At 36.4% G+C, this 17,807-nt stretch carries 9 protein-coding genes; all 9 read right to left on the minus strand.

Annotated elements, in window-relative coordinates; genetic code table 11:
- Positions 1 to 82: 82 nt before the first annotated feature.
- Positions 83 to 1,921, minus strand: a complete 1,839-nt coding sequence (locus D7V20_RS10300) for a monovalent cation:proton antiporter-2 (CPA2) family protein (protein WP_120384201.1) — start codon at positions 1,919 to 1,921, stop codon at positions 83 to 85.
- An 837-nt stretch (positions 1,922 to 2,758) separates the two neighbouring features.
- On the minus strand, positions 2,759 to 3,766 hold the full coding sequence (locus D7V20_RS10305; RefSeq protein WP_120384202.1) for a Fic family protein: 1,008 nt from the start codon (positions 3,764 to 3,766) through the stop codon (positions 2,759 to 2,761).
- Between the two features lie 50 nt (positions 3,767 to 3,816).
- Positions 3,817 to 5,220 (minus strand): AlbA family DNA-binding domain-containing protein, encoded by a 1,404-nt coding sequence (locus D7V20_RS10310; protein WP_120384203.1) that lies wholly within the window; start codon positions 5,218 to 5,220, stop codon positions 3,817 to 3,819.
- A 169-nt stretch (positions 5,221 to 5,389) separates the two neighbouring features.
- Positions 5,390 to 6,790 (minus strand): DNA repair protein RadA, encoded by a 1,401-nt coding sequence (gene radA, locus D7V20_RS10315; protein WP_120384204.1) that lies wholly within the window; start codon positions 6,788 to 6,790, stop codon positions 5,390 to 5,392.
- Between the two features lie 487 nt (positions 6,791 to 7,277).
- Positions 7,278 to 9,986, minus strand: coding sequence for a TnsA endonuclease N-terminal domain-containing protein (locus D7V20_RS10320; protein WP_120384205.1), 2,709 nt, complete (start codon positions 9,984 to 9,986; stop codon positions 7,278 to 7,280).
- Positions 9,979 to 11,805: a site-specific DNA-methyltransferase gene (locus D7V20_RS10325; protein ID WP_120384206.1), complete on the minus strand. Its 1,827-nt coding sequence runs from the start codon at positions 11,803 to 11,805 to the stop codon at positions 9,979 to 9,981. Before D7V20_RS10325 ends, D7V20_RS10320 begins: the two co-directional genes overlap by 8 nt.
- Complete coding sequence (locus D7V20_RS10330) at positions 11,806 to 14,685, minus strand: ATP-dependent helicase (protein WP_120384207.1); 2,880 nt, start codon at positions 14,683 to 14,685, stop codon at positions 11,806 to 11,808.
- Positions 14,669 to 16,711, minus strand: coding sequence for a DUF262 domain-containing protein (locus tag D7V20_RS10335; RefSeq protein WP_120384208.1), 2,043 nt, complete (start codon positions 16,709 to 16,711; stop codon positions 14,669 to 14,671). The genes D7V20_RS10330 and D7V20_RS10335 overlap by 17 nt, the downstream gene beginning before the upstream one ends.
- A 178-nt stretch (positions 16,712 to 16,889) precedes the next feature.
- Positions 16,890 to 17,807 (minus strand): recombination directionality factor (locus tag D7V20_RS10340; protein ID WP_120384213.1); only part of this gene is annotated, 918 nt, incomplete at its 5' end.

The following is a 17,807-nucleotide window of genomic DNA, read 5'->3' on the forward strand; positions in this document are numbered from 1 at the left end:
ATCAGTATGTAGAAGCTTCAACCTACTCAAATATAATTTCAATTTCTTTTGAAGAAATTTATTCCAATGAGATCAGACTTGTTTAGGGCTTCTCAGCGACCTCTTTATTTTCTGCTTCAATATTATTTAATAATTGCCCACTGTGTTGCGGCTTAATCAAAGGTGCTGTTGGGCGAGGATTTCGCTGTGAATATTGCATACCTACACCTGCATACACATCATCAGCAGCGACTTCAGTTTCAAATCGTTGATTATCTAAAGATCGAATATCATCACCCAGTTGTTCAATTTCTTCTGGGCCCACGCCTAATTGCTGTAAGGCAATCTTTCCAAAAGCAATGGCAGATTCAAATGTTTCTCGCACCATAAAATCAACATTGTGTTTTGATAAGTATAAAGAATGCTCACGATCATAAGAACGTACAATCAACTTTGCTAAAGGAAACTCTACACTGACTAACTCGGCAATTTTATTGACTGTTTCCTTTTTATCCACACAAATTAAAATGGCTTCTGCTGTGGCCGCTCCTGATGTATGTAAAATATCTAAACGAGATCCATCACCATAATAAACGTCAAATCCAAATTTTTCAGCGTTTTGGATCATATTGACATCGGTATCAATAATTGTAACGTCTACATTTCTTGCCAACAATAATTGACTTGCAACCTGACCAAAACGACCAAAGCCGATCACAAGCACCTTCCCAGTTAGCCCATTTGCTACTTTCACTTGATCTAATAAATTTTCATCGCTTGGTTCAGTAAAACGTTTAAAAACAATACCAATAATTGGTGTTAGTACCATGGACAAAATAACGACTGCAGTTAAATTAGACTTGATTGTATTATCTATAATTTGTGCTGTGGTCGCTGCACTAAATAAAACAAATGCAAACTCTCCACCTTGTGCCATTAATAAGGCCCGATCCAATGCTTCAAAATGGTTACTTTTCGTGAGTCGGGCAACAACATAGATCATGAGAGCTTTAGTCAACATTAAAGCAACTACACCACTGAGAATTAACGGCCAGTTTTTAGCGACAACTGCTAAATCCAAAGACATACCTACGCCTAAGAAGAACAAGCCGAGTAATAAACTTCGAAAGGGTTCAATATCTGTTTCAATTTGATGGCGGAAGGTTGATTCTGAAAGTAAGACGCCTGCAAGAAAAGCTCCCAATGCCATAGAAAGACCACTCAACTGCATGAGCAAAGCTGCGCCTAATACAACCAATAAAGCCGCCGCAGTCATGACTTCTCTGGCTTTTGCTGCTGCCAAAATTCTAAATAAAGGATTTAATAACCAATGACCCGCGATAATTAACCCAGCAATCGCTAGAAGCCCTATTCCAACCCCTTGCATGCCCACAGATGTACTTTCAACTGCTTTATTGGGCGCCATGAAAGCAACCAATGCTAATAGTGGGACAATAAGCAGATCTTCAAATAATAATATCGCGACTATTTTTTGACCACGAGGCTGATGTAACTCACCACGATCACTCAATAATTGCATAACGATGGCTGTAGATGTGAGTACAAAGCCCGCAGCACCAATAAATGCGATTTGCCAACTAAAACCAAATAGCATCCCCGTTCCAGTTAAAGCAAAAATAGAAATAAGGATTTGCAAACTACCTAGTCCAAAGATGTCTTTCCTCAAACTCCATAAATGAGAGGGTTGCATCTCCAATCCGATAATAAAGAGATACATGACGATCCCCAATTCAGCGATATGCAAAATTGAAGTAGGATCATTAAAAAAAGCAAAACCAAATGGGCCAATCACCAGTCCTGCAATTAAATAACCCAAAATAGACCCTAAACCAATACGCTTAAAAATAGGTACAGCAATCACAGCTGCACTTAATAACACCACTGGTCCAATCAAACTTATTGAATCTGCTTCAGCACTCATCTGCTTTCCATCTTAATCTGTGGTCATTTGCATGAATTCCACAATTATCTTTAGTTTATTCGATACATTTCATTCAAAACATCATTGCTATTCGCTTCAATAACCACGTCTCCGTGCATAAGCAAGTGTCAAGAAGCTCCTTCTAATACACTCAATTTAAGTCACTTTTATTGCCATTATTTGATAACTTAGTCAAACTACTTAAAGGATTTGAATACTTTGAACTATATACAGCTTTGATATTCGACTTCAAGATACTTCGCATAAATAGAGTAATAGTCCAGTGAAAACCTTGAACCATCATTTTTCTGTCCTTCTTCATTTTAGTATGTACTCTGCTCAGAGGCTTCAATATAATTTAAACATCCTACGATACTCTAATATGGTTAAAAAGCTTTAGGATTTGACAAAAGCTCGAGATTCTTTTCTAATTCGCCTTCAATTTTTTAATCCAATATTTCACAGACATGTGAGCGCTGAATATTTTTAGTCTCTAAAGGTTCTATCTCTTTGTCCTGATTTTTATTTTACTCTAAAGCCAAGGCCTTTCTACTTAGCACAGTGCTTTGATCTATTCTGATGACTTTAAATAAAAAGTTTAGTTGTAATAGAATTGCAGTGATATAAAAATATTAAATGTGAATGTTGCAATCTTCCATAGGTGTCTGAATGACTGATTTAAAACAAAACGTAGATATACCAAGGCTTCCTCGTATATCCGTTGCACCTATGATGGATTGGACACTTAAAACAACTTTAGTAAATTAAATCAAAAACTTAACTAAATAATATTTTTGAAATGGCGTAAAAAAGGCGTAAATTTTCTGTTAAAAATACTTACATTCTTTTTAGCCTATATCTTTGTTTAGGACTTTTGTGCTTATCTGGGATAGTACGTTCAATCAGCCCTGCTTCTATCGCTGGGTTAAGATAATTCTGTTGGAATGTTGAACGGTGCGACAATCCCAATAAAGACATTAATTCTGTTAAATTATATTCCCTATGTTCCATAACTGAAATCAAACGCTGAACATGATCGTCGTCTTGTACGGTAGCTTGATCGGTATCATGTACGGTGACTTGATCGGTTGTAGATGAACTCTGGATTGCATCAAAAATCATCTGCAAAATAAACTCTATAAATGGTGCTGAATCAGTTTGGTTTGTTCTTGCCTGTAAAGCATCATAATAAGCTCTTTGATTCTGGTAAATTAAAATTTCTACAGGAATATTGGCAAAAATTGGTTTCCATTTTGTCAGGATTAATGTTTGCCAAAGTCGCCCCATACGCCCATTACCATCAGAAAATGGATGTATAAATTCAAGCTCATAATGAAATACAGAACTGGTAATTAAAGGATGTTCATCACTTTGCTCTAACCATTGCAATAAATCATTCATCAAGCGTACAACTTGGCTTGGTGGTGGAGCTAAATGTACAACTTGATCACCAGACATCACCCCCACACCACCTTGACGGTACTGTCCAACCTCATCAATTAATCCAGCCATTAAAACTTGGTGAGCCTTTAATAAGTCCTGTTCACTAGCTGGTTGCCATTGTTGAAACTGTTCATAGGCTTTAATTGCGTTACGGACTTCCTGAATTTCTTTAGGCGGTGCAATAACAGGTTTACCATTTAAAATTGCTGTGATCTGCTCTTCGCTGAGTGTATTTCCCTCAATGGCAAGTGAACCTTGAATGGTTCTAATTCGATTGGCTTTTCTAAGTTTTAGCTCATCCTGAATCTGAGCAAGTACCGTCAAAAGTCCTAAAGCTTCACTAATCTCGGCAATCAAGTGAATAATTTTAGAGTTAATCTTGTAAGGTGGTTGATATTTCATTTTAGCGAATACTCACCATCAAGAGATTCGTCATATATAACAAAATACGATTATACCTCCTTTTTAACCAACCAATATCCTCGTGTTCCACCAACACGCTCAAGCCAACCTGCATCTTTTAAATGATTTAGGTGTTTTTTTACTGCCGAATCATTGATACCCAACTGTACCGCCATATCACGATAAGAAATTTTGGGATTTTGTTGAATTAAAACTAAAATCTCATTTTGTCGGTCAGTCAATATTTCAGTGTCTACCATTGAGCCACCTGAATCTTCGATTGAGCCACCTATTGAGCCACCTAATGACTCAATCACAGGACGATATAACTTCACATCAAAAAAATCACCAGTTTCCAAAAATTCAGGTGTGGTTAAATGTTCTGCTTCACAGATTTGTTTTATCCGTTGCAGACCACTACCCCAATGCTCTATATAACCTAGCTCTCTAAACACACGAGCCAATACCCGATTACGAATTTCTGAACGTCCTTGCAACAAATCTGCTTCAGTTAAACCATTAGGTAATCCACCTGGAGATACAATATTGATCAAATCATCATAAACAGCAACTTTAATATTGCGTCCAAAATTACTATAGTCCCGATGAACATAAGCATTGACTAAGGCTTCACGGATGGCATTTTCTGGAATTTCCAAATAATCGTAACGCTTTAATCCACGAATCTCTGCACGCAAAGACAAATGATTTTTAATAAAAATTTCTGTTTGCTCAATTTGAGAAAACAAATCTCCTGTATATTCTTTACGGTCTAAAAACACGCTCATGTTCGTGCCTTTAAATCTGGCACACTGAGTCATGACATGCTCATATTTACCCAATAAAATCAATAAGCCATGACTAGCATAATGCTGCCCTTGTTCCTCAATAACCAACTTTAGGTTCAGCATTTTTTCTAAGGTAAGTGCCTTATCAGCAGCTTTAAAAGCCGTTTCCAGTAATGTTAAATCTAGTTTTTCTAAAGGGTATTGATAGTTTGCTAACGAATCAAAACTAATATTGAGCCGTTGTAATTCCAGTTGTTGAATATTTTCAGGTGATGCAACACGGTTACTTGCACCTAAACGAATATAAGTACCTTGCTCACGCCCCACAGATTTAAGGTGGTATGGAAATAAACTTCCACGAGCCACTTCCACAACCAATAATTCTACGCCTGCAATATTTTCAATATAGATTTGTGCTGCCAGTTGCGGACTGCACAACTCATAAATCATTGAGGTAATTTTATCTTGTAGGTCAAAGATATCTTCCCGAATCCCAACTAACTGCCGATCATCTGAAACCCCAACAATCAACTTACCGCCACTACTATTTGCAAAGGCGATTAAAGTCTTGGCGATTTGCTGCCCTTTGGGTAACTGCTGTTTAAATTCAAGCGTCTTGCTTTCGCCCTTTTGAATCTCTAGCAGTAGTGGATGTTCAACATTCATTAGCTATCTTTGAGTTCTCTTATGTATGGGTTTTCAATACGACATTACTGGCAATAAATTAAGTAGATACCACAACAAAATTTACCTGTACCATAATCGCTACTTTACTAGATGAAACTCATTATTCACAGCAAACACTCTAAATAATGTCAGGTAAAATTAATTTGGCTTATCCCACTTGCCTGAGTTCCTCACCATTCTGTTCAAAAACAATCTGTAAGACTTGATATAAATATTCCACAACAATCACTTTTATAGAATCTATAGGTTGTTTTGGCTGATTCACTTTGGGTATAACTACAGCTTTAAATCCGTTCTTTTGTGCTTCCTTTATACGTTCCTGTGCATTGGGTACAGACCGAATCTCGCCAGACAAACCTACTTCACCAAATACAGCCATATCGTGAGGTAAGGGGTGATTTTTCAAACTCGATACACAAGCTAATAGAACTGCTAAATCTGACGCTGTTTCTGTAATTTTTAATCCACCCACAATATTGACATAGACATTATGTTCAAGAATATCCACGTTGGCTTGTTCTTTCATAATGGTCAACAGCAAAGTCAGGCGATTATACTCCAGTCCTAAAATAAGTTGTCTAGGTGTAGTTTTTGTTTCACTCACTAAAGCCTGTACTTCGACTAAAAATGGTCGCACCCCATTTCGACTGACCATGACAACAGAACCAGCAACTGCCTCACCATAGCGATCCAAAAAAATCGTTGCTGGGTTGATGACTTCCTTTAACCCTTGATCTGTCATGTCAAATACACTTAGCTCATTCACCGCACCAAAACGGTTTTTAACCACCCTGAGCATTCGATACTGTAAGTCGCTTTGTCCCTCAAAATGCAAGACACAATCAACCATATGCTCAAGTACTTTTGGTCCTGCCAATTCTTTCTCTTTGGTGACGTGCCCAACAATCAGTAAAGATATTCCTGCATGCTTGGCAAATCGGGTTAAAATTGAGGCTGATTCTTTAATTTGTGATGTACTGCCTGATGCAGCAGGAATAGCCTCCGTATATAAGGTTTGAATGGAATCCAAAATCACCATAGATGTTTTTTGTTCCGTCAATATTTCGCAAATGCGTTCTACTTTCGTTTCTGCCATGACATCCAGTCTGTCCATTGGCAAACCTAATCGTTTAGCCCGCATAGCAACTTGTGCCAGTGATTCCTCCCCTGTGATATATAAAACCGATTGATTTTTTGCAATATGGGTTGCTGTTTGTAAAAGTAAAGTTGATTTGCCGATGCCAGGATCACCGCCAATTAATACCACTGATCCAGTGACCAGACCACCACCTAATACACGATCAAACTCATCAATACCTGTTGAACACCTAAGTTCCTGACTCATCTTCACCATATTTAATTTGGTAATATGATGTTGTTGTCCTGCATAGCCAGAATGACTTAAACCTGCTGTAGCTCGATGTTGAGCCTTTCGTTCAACTGTCATTTTTCTGAAACTATTGTGTGCCCCACATTGAACACATTTTCCTACCCATTTATCTTCCTCCTTGCCACATTCACAGCACATGTGGACTATAGTTTTAGCCATAGTAAAACCTCAATTTTTAATCACCAAAGTACCTTATCAAGTTGAGTTTTCAGTCTCAAGCAAGGTTATGAAATAAAGGGAATTGATTGAAAATAGAGGGGAAAAATGTTCTTTTAATAATGAGTTGATGGTTAAATGACTTATAAGGACATTCAAGATGCAGTAATTTGTTCTGTACAGATCGTATTTCTCAATTGCTAAAGAACCTCAAATCATGGGGGTACAGTTGGCTTTTCTAAGTTTTTATATGCCCTAAATTTACTCAAAATAGTCGACCGATATTTTCACTGGTATGAGCAATCAGATGAATAATTTTTGAAGTGATATTATAAATCTGTTGGTATTTTACAGAGGCTACTCCAAGGGGGTATTTTAGAATGAAATTCATACCTTTCACCCCAAGCAATCAGTACTGTATGGCAAATGATTCATATTCAAATACCTTGTAGAAAAAGTATCATGGAAAAACCATGATACTTTTTTCACTTCATTGAATTAAACTTACATGACTAGGTAATACTTTTCGACCAAGTAACTGTTGGTAAATATGCGCATTTGCATCAGTTCCCTTAATCATTTTATATTCAATTTGACTATGGCTTGCATATTCTTTAGCTGCCTTAGCTTTGGCTAAAACAATCGGATCATCGTATTGATGATCGCCTTTCACCTCTACAATAATGTACTGACCATTTTTCAACTGTACTAAGAAATCAGGGTAATAATTTCTCAATGCGTATGAATCTGGGTCAATATATTGGAAGTAAAATTCTGTTTTAGATTTATCTGTAAACATACCTGTAAAGTAGATTTTTTCAACATCATCGTCTTTCAATAAATCCCAAAACAAAGCATATTCTGGGTTTGAGTCAAAGGTATAAGTATCTAGATTAAAACTCTTATCTCTATATTTTTCTTGTGTATCAGCATAAGTCGAGGTTCCACCTTTACCTTCTGCAATTTCATAAAAAGATAATTCACCTATCGCTGGTGGAATGATAAGTTGTACTTCTTTCTCTGTCGTTTCCGACTCAATTTCTTGGTCGTACAATGCTGTAAACAGTCGAGGAATTACGACATCATACAAAAGCTCATTGAACTGATTAACACAGAATAAAATACTTTCTAAGCCTTCTTTGGTTTGATCAAGCATTCTCTCAATTTTGATCGGACTTAGATTTAAATATCGAGATATCTCAGCAACTAAACTTAAACTTGTATATTCAACTTTTTCTTTCTCATTCGTACGATCTTTGGACTTTGTATATTGCGCCGTGTTGAAGTCATTGGCCTGTAGATTTGTCGTCGTCGTTTGAATGATTAAATATTTACTCGTAAGCTCATGCCAAGCTTCTTCATTTTTCGGATCGAGGTCGAGCACTGTCCCTTTCACAAACTCTTTTTCTTTAAGCTTAATCGTTTGCTTAACATGTTTGAGTTTGATCTTTACATCTTCCCTCACTTGAACATTTAGCATTGTCTTCGGTTTAGGGCCTTGGTCTGAAAATTCAGAAGCCGTCATCCTGAAATTCGCTTGAAGCTCTGTATCAAGAATATCGTAGTTTTCTTTGCTTAAATAAATCGAACCCGTATATTGCTGTTTACCAATTGAACGTAAACAGCGCATAGTTGCCTGTAAAACAAAAACTTTGGATTTAGGTGAACGGTACATTGCAACGCCGAATAATGAACGACAGTTCCACCCTTCACGGCCTTTATTCACCAAAAGAATGAATTGCTTTTCAGAACCCTCTGTTCCAACCACATCCAAATTATTGAAGTTTCGAATATCATCAGAGCTTGTATGGGATGTATCACCAACGTTCACCAAGATTTTATCAGCCGAAATGCCATGTTCTGCTAGCTGGCGCTCTAGCTCAGGTTTTAACTCTTCGGTAAGCTCCTCAACAGTCGAAGCAAAAAAAGCCAGCTTAGGTAAAAGGCCTTCTGGTTTAAGACCTTGAGTAGCTTCCAAGAAATCTTTTACAGCAATTTTCACAAACTCTTCTGTACGAGTCGTTGTATAAGAGTTTACTTCTGGGCTTTTCAAATAGCGCTCTTGAATCGCATTCTTTAAATTAAACGCATAGACAACTTCAGGTAATACATCCTTTCCTACATAAGGTGTACCTGTATAGTTAAAACAAGCAACTACATGTGAGTTAGCGTCTTCTAAATTTTTAGCTAATTCATCAATGGTTCTGCGTAAACTGTTATCAGTTTTAGATGTACCACCTAACATATCTTTCTTTAGAGCTTGCCCAAAAGAATGATGCGCCTCGTCTACAAAAATACCAAGCTGAGGCAAACGTGATAACTTCTCAAAACGTTGGTTTGTTTTTAGATCATCTTCATTGGCAGGTAAGCCTAAATCACCCAACAACTCAGTTAGTTCACCAAAATCAGGCTGATCATTTTCAAATAGTTTTTGAGTTGCTGTCTTCTCAGCATGCTGACGCTTAAGAATAATCTTTTGAGTATTCGAAACGACCAAGTTAAATTTTGATCCATCTATTGTACTTAATGATGTTCCAGCTTCATCTAGGAAGTGAAACTTCAAGTTTGCATCAAAAATACCCACGTACTCTTTTGGAACGACCTTGGAAATATCAAATGTCTCAATCTCACGCAAAGACTGCAAAACAGTTTTATCGGGTGCAAAAATCAGTGCGTTTTGACAAAATCTTTTATCTTTAGGAAACTTATTTGCTAATAAAAACTCATAAAAAATACAGGTTGCCATGAGTAAGGTTTTACCCGTACCCATGGTTAAGGCAAAAATATAGTTCGGATAACTTCGGCTGTTATCCTTCATTTTTTTCAAAACGGTTTGATAGTTTTTTACTTCAAGAACATCATCAAATGATAAACTGCCTTGTAATGAATCATAATTAATGAAGCCTGTAGCCTTACGACCTTGAAATTGATTTTTTGATTCAAACCAATCTTCAAAAATCTGCTCTACTTTTGAATTTCCTAAAAACTCTTTCAAAAAGATATAGGTTTCTAGGGCTTCAAACTGTGGCCGACGTAAGAATGCATCAGGACGATTTTTAGGATCGTTATAATCTAAAAACTTTTTACTCAATTCTTTGTAGCTTTTACGAATAGTACCTTTATTAGTTTCGTAAAATGCCCACAAGTAATTAAAGAAGGCAAAGTCTAAAGCTGCCGAAGAGTTAGGTTTTTTAGCCATTCGCTAACTCCTCTTCTGTCAAATCACGCTCTAGTGACTCAGAAAGGAGATCTGTGATCTTTATACGGATCGTGCCCGCATCTTCAGGAATTGTATATTGGCCTTGTACAAGTTCATTTTTCGCAGGTATATCTGTTAGTGTAGGTTGGAAAACTGCACCATCATAATTCCAATCGATCATGATGCTTTCGACCATTTCACGCCAATCAGACACTGTATCTTTGGTTTGTGAAAGTTTTTGTAGTAAGTTCATCGGATAGAACTTATCTACCACCAATTGGCCATTTTCAACTTTAAAGAGAGCTTCTGAGTCACGTTTAAATTGTAGATCTGAACGATCACGCAGAATATCTACAACTTCGATATCTAGTTTATAGCCGATCGACTGTTGCACAAATGCAGCTAAGTCAGGCTCATGTCCCATACAGTAAATTGTAATTTTTTCAACAGGCTGATTTGGCTTTTCTTCTTTACGTTTTTCAAATGCTTTGTAATCTACGCCGTGAATCAAATCAGCTACGTCAGCTCTAGTGGCAATATGGTTGACTGGCATAAGTTTGACCATACGGCCATCTTTTTCACCATCATACACACTGTTCGGAATTGGCTGAATATCTAACGCTTGGATGAGCAATTCTTTTGCTTGAACAGGGTTACGGAACACATCGTAGTGATTAACATTATAGACTTCAAAACCAGTATAAAATTCTTTTTCTTCCTCTAAAAGCTGAATACCTTTAAGTTCTTCAGCAACTTTAATCAAACGCTTAGTCGTGGTTTGAATTGATCCTAAATTAATATCAGCCCCAATAAAACGTCGACCTAGCTTCATAGCAACAGATTGTGTTGTACCCGACCCCATGAAACAATCAAATATTATACTATTAGGGTTAGATGAAACTTTAATAAACTTTTCTAATAATTTTTCTGGTTTTTGAGTTGGATAACCTAACCTTTCGTCTGACGCTTGATTTACAAAAGCCAACTCAAACCAATCTCGAGCCAAAGGGCCAGTTTGTTGATCTAAATATTGTCTATAAGTATTTTCATTTTCCTCTTTAGGGTCATTTGTTCCATCTTTTCCACGTAATCGATATTTTCTTCCATCTTCATCAAGATATTTAAATTTCTTTAAAGTTACAGGAGAATAAGTTTCCACAATTTCGGCATAATTAAAAATATAATCACTATTCTTGTTCTTATTATATAAAAATATTGTGTCATGTTTATGGTTAAAGTTACGTTTTGATGTTTCTCTTTCTTTATAACACCAAATAATTTCATTAAGAAAATTTTCACTACCAAATACTTCGTCTAGAATACATCTTAATAGATGCGATGCTTTATTATCACAATGTAAATATATCGATCCTTTAGGCGAGAGAAGCTCTCTTAGTAGAATAATCCTGTCTCTCATAAATTGTAGATATTCATCATTTGCCCAAATATCCGTGTACTGCTTTTCTTCAAATGCACTTTGATCATTCTCTGCTTCTGCACCTCTTAAACTTACTTTTTTCTTATAATCTGCTTTTGAGTCAAACGGTGGGTCAATATAAATCAAGTCTACTTTGCCACGAAACTCACGTAGCAAATGTGACATGACTTGAAGGTTATCGCCCCAAAAAATCTTATTGAGCCAACCATTAACCGCTTCACCATGTTGTTCTTTTAATTGTGCTGGATAATAACGAGTTGAAGTAAAAGGGCGCTTTCCTTTCCAGTTCAACATCGGGTAGCCTTTAATTGGCTCGAACTTAAATACACCCTCTTGAAGGTTTTCTTCAGGCAAATCCAAGGTATTATTTTCAGTCGTCATTTAAGGGCTTTCCTTCACAAAATTCCAGTTTTTACGATCGCAGTAAAAACGCATGTCACAGTTGGGGCACAGCTTATCAGGTCTACAACTCATCCCATAATCTTTAGCTTCAATACGAGACACAACTTGATCAAACTGCTTCACAGTCTGCTCGATCTGATCATCTCTCTTGTCAAAACTGACATAAGGTGAACCTTCTGTTTCACCCGTATAGTAAAGATGCATTCGACTCACAGTCTGCCCTGTCTTTTCTTCTAGCAAATGCGCATATAACTGTAGCTGGCGTTGGTACGTTTCAAATCTTGTTTTTTCTTTTTCTAAATCAGGCTTACGCTCTGACTTAAAATCAATAATTTCTACCGTACCATTTTCACCACGGATTAAATCAATACTTCCTTTTAAAATGTACTGATCTTTCACCAATGAAATTTCAACCTCAGCTTCTTGTAAACGATCAAGCTGTCTCTTTTCACGATCGTAGTAATTTACAACATGCCTTTCAATCGCTTTTAAGGTATTCGGCGCCAAGAACTGTCGTTCTTTTTTAGACAAATAAATATAATTGGCATTCAGCCAATTTTGTATTTGCTCATGACTTACCAAGTGGCCTTCATTACGCAATACAGCTTTATGAATATCTTCAATCGTTTGATGAACTAAAGTACCAAAAATCTGCGCACCTGCTCGAACTGGATGAAACTCAAGCTCTTTAAAGAAACGATATTGTTCAGGACATGCCTCAAACAAAAGAATATGTGAGGTAAAAGCATACTCCCGTTTCAAATTCATCTCTTTCACTTGAGCAAATTCGATCTTTGATAAATCTAATTCAGGATGCTTCCAATCGACCAAGCCATCAACAACCGATTTAAAATACTTCGATGGTGAACTACCAGCACCCTTCTTAACTTCTGCTGAAAGTACCAATAAGTTCTGAGCACGAGAAAACGCCGTGTAATACAAACGCCAAAAGTCAAAGTTTTTAATTAATTCAAAAGGTTCATAAGGTGGCTTGCTGAAGTAATTATTTTCAAGAATTTCATCTAAGTCATTGTGACTTTTTCTTGGAACACCCTCTAAACTACAAGTGACCACGACTGGATATTCCAATCCCTTAGATTGATGAATCGTCAGGAATGATACACATCCACTCGGAGCATATTCAGAGTCATCTTCATACTCGCCTATACCACCATCTTTCAAAAACCTGAAATATTGGTTAAATAAGTCTGTCAGATTCTTATCTACAAATTCACGAGATATGACCGTAACGTAATGAAGATGTTCAAATTTTGCTAAAAGAGACGAGAATTTAGATAAGTTCCGAGCAGCACGACCTTTATCTAAACCATTCAATGCCTCGTCTGAAAAGTACTTACTAAATAATGGAAATTGCAACGCCTGATAAAACAAGGCTGTAAAAGCATAATCTGTATTTTCAACAAGTTGATAATGTGTTCGAGCACGTTCCTGTGCCCACTTTAATAAATCCTGATTTTCAGGTTTCTGTAATTCCTCTTTAATTGAAGGAATACATTGCTGATCATAGTAGTCCCAAATGGCAAGCTTAAGATTCTCATTCCATTTACGGATATTAAAATACTGCGGGAATAAAAAAATAAATAGGCCTATTAGTAACTTAATTTCTTCACGGTCAAAAAATTGATTTGAGCGTGGAGAATAAACAGGTATCCCTTTTTCTTCTAAATAGTTAGCAAGGCCAACTGCTCGATCGCTTTGTACCGATCTAAATAAAAACGCAACTTGGTTCCAATCAGTCAATCCATCTTTCTTCAAAGACAAAAGAAACTGATAGTTTTCCTCATACCACTCTTCTCGGCCTTCCGCTTCGACTTTAATCACCGAAGGAACTTCAGGAAACTCATCCTCTCTAGCACGTATGTTTTTATCATAACGAAAACGATTAGTACCTGATCCCCATTCTAACCTTTGCATCCATTGGCCGAAGAAGTTCACAATATCAGGATGAGAACGGTAGTTCGTTGTGAGCTGAATTTGCTTACATTTATGTTCATCAAAGTTCTTAGGAAATTCTAAAATATTCCGAATTGTTGCCCCACGAAAACGATAGAGGCCTTGGTCATCATCACCTACCACACAAAGATTCTGAGCCTCACCCATCAATAACTTTAAAATACGTTCTTGAATCGTATTGGTATCTTGGTATTCATCCACCATCAGATACTTAAGTTTTTGCTGTAATTCTAAAACGACTGTAGGCTGGTTCTCTAATAACTTTAATGTCTCGTATTGAATCGTTGAAAAATCCAGAGCATTATTTTCTTCTAACAATTGATGATATTTTTCTAGACATTCACCTAATATCGCTACTTCAATATCAGGTGCTTCTTTTAGCTCAGCAGTAGTCAAAGCCTCTTCTGTCACTTTATTGATTAAAACTAAAAGCTCACTCGCCTGATTCCAGCGGGACTGTTCTTCCTTAATTAGCAAATGAAAGTTTTCAATCTCTGCAAATTCTTTCATTTTTTTAAATAAAAGGAACTGTTGATCAAACTGATCATACAAAGTAAAACTACGCTTCAAACGTGTATATTGCTGATTCTCTTCTAATATTCTCAGACAAATAGAATGAAATGTCCCCAGATACATTTCATTCAGATTTAAGTCTATCTTTAGTTCAAGCAACCTATTTGAAATACGTGTCGTTAACTCTCTTGCCGCCTTTTCAGTAAAAGTAACTACCAATATCGACTCAGGCTGAATCCCTTTAACTTGAATCAGCTTAACGATTCTTTCCACCAGTGTGAAAGTCTTACCCGAACCAGGGCCAGCAATAATCAATACTGGGCCATCTAAGGTGTTTAGTGCTTCTTGCTGAGCTTTATTGATATTCGACATTATTAGTCTCACCCAACTGTTCCAGGTTATTACTTAAGAAATTTAATCCAAGCAGTGAAATCTTTTCTTCTATTGAGAGCTTGTTTTGGTCTTCATCTAATTTGGATAATATGAAATCTAAAATTTTTAAACCACGATTTTTAACATGATCTGGAGTCCAAGTAGATTTATTTGCAACAATTTGAGCACTTAAAGAATCATATCTATAACCTCGGTTACGATATTGAGCACCTTTTTCAGATTGATCCACTTTATGTTTAAAAGGATCATTTTGCATACTCGAGTTATCTGAGTGCGTAATCGCTAATAGATTACCCAAACTATTACATAACCGCTTTCTTTCACCTTCAGTGAAAATACTAAATTCATGCCAATTGAGTTGTAACTCGTCATACGCACTTTTACGTTCTGGTGAGTCGTCACCATTACAAAAGGTTTCTAAACTCTGAAAAGCACTTTGCGGGTAAATATGCTCTATCGAATCTCTATTTTTAAAATCTTGCCAAATTAACTGTGAACTTATAGCAGATACTTTATTTTTAGTTCTTAAAAATTCATCATACTCAAAAAAAATATATTTCAAACCACTCCATTTATAAAAACCTTTCTTTTCCTCAACAAGGTATTCAATCAAGTTTTTAAAATTAGTAAAGCTATAATATTCTTTTGTATAAGTATCAATGGAATCACAAATTTTTTGAGAATCAATTTTTCCACTATAAACTGATGCAGACAATCGATAGAACTTACTATCACCTGTATTTGACTGCCGATCAGCAGCATGAAAAACCTTAAAAGCAAATTTTTCTAGGTGTGTGCAAATATTAGGTAAATTTAATCTCTCTGTATTATGTAATATCGCCAATACTAAAGGTTTAAATGCGGCTCTAAATCCAACACGATGTAGTCCTAAAATTTTATTTCGAATGTTATTGTCAGCATCTTCAAAATATTTAGGATGATGTATTTGATTCCAATAAACTGAACTTTTTTGCAAAGATTTAACGTATTTTTGAATATCAAATGCTTGTAATTCATTTACATATACACGATCAATCGTAAAATAATGATTAAATAGATGCTGAGCATAAACATTGGACTCTGAACGATCATATTGACCAAAGTACATTATCCAATGAGCCTTAATAAAATCGTCATCATCTAAAGGTGTACTTTTTTCAGCACCTAAAGATTGATAAATTGTGATCCATGCCGTATTCACTGATTTAATAAGATCATTTTTTTCATCACAACTTAGACTCATTTTATCAATAAGATACATTAGTCTGTTCTTCAATTTCTCAAGTTGAGATAAAGGTTTCCCCCGATTATTCATAGTTTCAAAAACTACATATTCATCCAGCTCATTAGGTAAAATATATTCATTAAGCCTTAATCCTGTTGTTACCTTATCAAACAGAAATTGCAATGCTTCTATCTTATTGGAAGCATCCTCTAGATAGAAGCCAACAACTTTCTCAAAAAACTTACGTGCTTTAATCAGGTTTTCTGTATAAATGCTTTCCTTACTATCACCTTCAATTTCATCAAGATTAAGTATATGTTTTCTAAAATATTTATCACTTGGATTATCTTGATCATAACCAAAAATATATGCTTTTCTAGTACCTTTAGAGATGTAAAGATAATGAAACTCAGTATCTCCATCACGATCCCCAAATTCATACTCGAATTGTTTCGAATATTTAACCAACACAGTGATTAATATCAAAATCGAAGTGATCCGCTGTTGGCCATCAACTATCGAATATTGTGCTTTTCTAGGTAACCATTCTTTGTAATCTGGACTCGTATGTTCAGCTAACGTTAGTAATCCAGTATAATGCCATTTATCATTAGGAATATTTTGAATATCATTCCAAAGATCCATCAATTGGCCTTTAATTTTTACTAGATCTTTACGCTCTTTAATTTCAGCATCATTAGCCCAAGAGTAACCTCTCTGATATGAAGGGATTCTTAAAATTCTATCTGTAAAAATTGTGTGTACTGATTTTAAATCCATTGAGCCCTCATATTGTTAAATATTAGAATAATAAGACTATCTTAAATCATATTAAACCATTTCACATAATCCCCAATTGAGTTTAAAAAAAAAAAATGGGGGCTCACCCCCACTTCGCATTAGCTCTTAAAATTAGAATTATGGAACAAAAAAGCTGCTCAACCAGTACATAAATTACTCAATTCACCACACTTACACTCCTCTGCAACCCTTTCTGCATATCCTGCGCAAAACCCTCCCCCTGATTCGTTTTAGGCTTAGCATTAGTTCTCGCTGTGGTTGCATTTTGTGCTTGATCATTTTCAGTTTCTTGATTTTCATCACTATAAAACTCCTCCACCAAATCTAGTCCCTCCTCACCATTCACCTCAAACTGTGCATTCGCAAAACCCTGTCTTGCCATCTGATCTAAAGCTTCCTGATAAAACCCTGCGGCCTTGCTCTGTTCATCCATTTGCTTAGCTGAGCTAATCGCATCTTTCAAATTTGTACCATCACGTAAAGTTAAATCCACATAGTAGATCGGAGTACGGTAGCTTTGTGTAGTGCTTTTCCCTCGCAAGGTCAATTGTAACGGTAAACATGACAGTAAGTCGCCCGAAGCGGCATGATAATAACGAAGACGAGCTGCCAGCGTCCGAATACTATTAAAGCCTGTGGTTCTGAAGATAAATGTCCCTAACTCGTCCGATTCATCTAAGTTGACGTAGGGTCTACCGTAAGGCTTACAGAGTCCGCCTTGCGCCAAAGCACACAAATCAGGTGATGGACATGGATGTTGTTCAATACCATTTTGTCCAAGTCGCTGACAGGTTTCTCCATTACCCGAACAAATTAAACGTCCTGTCTGTCGATCAAATAAGCTGTACTCTGCTCTAAGATTCAGTTCAGGATCATTGAAGATCATACGCACTGGAATGGCTCTAAGTTTTTGATTCGGTGCGTTGGCACGGAGTTGTTCATCTAAAGGATGTTTAACCCAACCGTCCTTGTTTTGAATTTGGCTGGTAATGGTAAATTGGTCATCCTTTTCAGGCAGTCGTTGACCGTTCTTTTGTACAACTTTACCGATACTGATACGACCGAGCACGGGTGG

Origin of the sequence: Acinetobacter rongchengensis (assembly GCF_003611475.1) — a bacterium.
Lineage (GTDB): Bacteria > Pseudomonadota > Gammaproteobacteria > Pseudomonadales > Moraxellaceae > Acinetobacter > Acinetobacter rongchengensis.